This window comes from Bartonella sp. AP19HLJMH (assembly GCF_042196245.1).
Taxonomy (GTDB): domain Bacteria; phylum Pseudomonadota; class Alphaproteobacteria; order Rhizobiales; family Rhizobiaceae; genus Bartonella.
Genome location: NZ_JBHIPX010000010.1, coordinates 1 through 1,782, shown reverse-complemented (window position 1 = coordinate 1,782; position 1,782 = coordinate 1). Strand labels below are relative to the sequence as shown.

At 32.4% G+C, this 1,782-nt stretch carries 2 protein-coding genes; both read right to left on the bottom strand.

Features of this window, described 5'->3' with window-relative positions; genetic code table 11:
- On the bottom strand, window positions 1-755 hold a 755-nt coding region (locus ACFINR_RS05890), incomplete at its 3' end, for a right-handed parallel beta-helix repeat-containing protein (RefSeq protein ID WP_375653130.1).
- Between the two features lie 877 nt (window positions 756-1,632).
- On the bottom strand, window positions 1,633-1,782 hold a 150-nt coding region (locus ACFINR_RS05885), incomplete at its 5' end, for an autotransporter outer membrane beta-barrel domain-containing protein (protein ID WP_375653301.1).

The following is a 1,782-nucleotide window of genomic DNA, read 5'->3' as shown; positions in this document are numbered from 1 at the left end:
ACATCAATATATCCGGCATTTTCTGTCAACAGAGCACTTTTTTGCCCTTTTACAGTTCCTCCAGTCATTGTGATTTTGGATTGTGCACCATTTGCATTGAGGCCATATTCATCAGAGGACACTGTAACATTGTTCTTTAAAGTAATTGTAGAGCCTGTACCAGCGTATATTCCATGCTCTTTTGCATTAAAGTATCCTCCTGATACCGTTGTTTGAGAATTATCCAACGCTTCTATACCCACTTTTGCTTGAGTAACTGTTACGTTTTCCAAGATGACTTTACTTTCCTTATAAAGAGCTATTCCTTTTTCCATTAAGTCATCTTTACTGCTCGTTATTGTCACATTTTTCAGCTTGTTTTTATCACTTTTGCTATCTTCGAGAAATAAGCCTACTGTAGGAGCAATAATACCTACTGCATTCATTTTTATTATACCACCGTCTGTTGCCATCACACCGATTTCTTTAGCCTTAATCGTTGATTCTGATAAGTCAAGAAAGCTATTAGGTTCGATAATGCGTACAGTGCTCAACCAGTCGTCCTCCATGTTTTTGCTGTCGTGAATTATTGCTAAATTTTTTCCAATTATTCCACTACCTTTTATCACTATTATACCGCCAACAGTGAAGTTGGATGCTTCCTCGGTTATTCCATGAAAATTCATTAAGATTTTTTCGGCTTTTACATTAGTATGAGCATTAAACAGCGCGATTGTCGCAACAGCTGTACAGGATAGTAAAAATTTTTTAGACATGAAGATTTTCCTTAACTTATAAGCCTCCGCATATTCTCTCCCCGCTTATAAAAAGGATAAAGAACACACAATTTTCATCGGGAGGTTATATTATTTTAACTTTTATATAAAGTATTTATATAATTTTATTATTAAATAAAAATATTATTTAATAATAAAATATAATATAATTTTATACTTTATTTATTTTTACATTTATATAGTAAATTTATTTATTTACTTGTATTCTATAATTAATTTTTATTAAAGGGTTTTTTATTTTGTAAATAACTATGTAATTTATAATTTATAAAACAAATTATTAAATATAAACTATTATAATTTCAATCACATAATGAATTTAATATTTGTTTTCTGTATATCTAAAATATATTTATGTATATACTTAAATAATACTTATGATGATTGATAAAGCTTTAGCTCTTCTTTATGATTTCCTGAGCATTTTAGATAAATTGAGTACAAAGCATTGTGTTATGTTTGTTATGCCTGATTGGATTTTCTGCGCAAAAAGGTATTTTGCAGCAGATCTTCTGCCGTAAAGAGGTGAAGGGAATTCCTTTAAAGAAAAGCTAGTACATCTACTGCATGAAGAAGAAAGAGGTTTCTTTAAGGAATAAAAAGGACTTTAGCAGAAAAGAAAAGCAGGGTTTATTTACAAGAGGTAATATCAACAAAAGGGCTACATAATATTATAGAAAATTAAAAAAGCTGCACAATACAGAGTTGTGCAGCCTTTCTGTGCAAACGAACGGGAAAGCAACGCTCGCTTTTACACTTTTTTCAGTCTCATACGCTTGTACATGTGCTTTCCTTCTCATGTAGGGCACAGGCTGCTCTGCTTAAAATAAGAGGTTCCGAGAAGAATTTCCTTTCCTTAAAACTGATAGCGTATACCACCTGAAAAGCTTGCACCACTTATACCAGTTTTCTGAAGCTTTTGTTGATAACTTACATCACCATGAAGGGAGAAGTTGTGAGACAGTTGCGCATTGATGCCAACGCCGCCTTCAATTGCAGGTCCCAT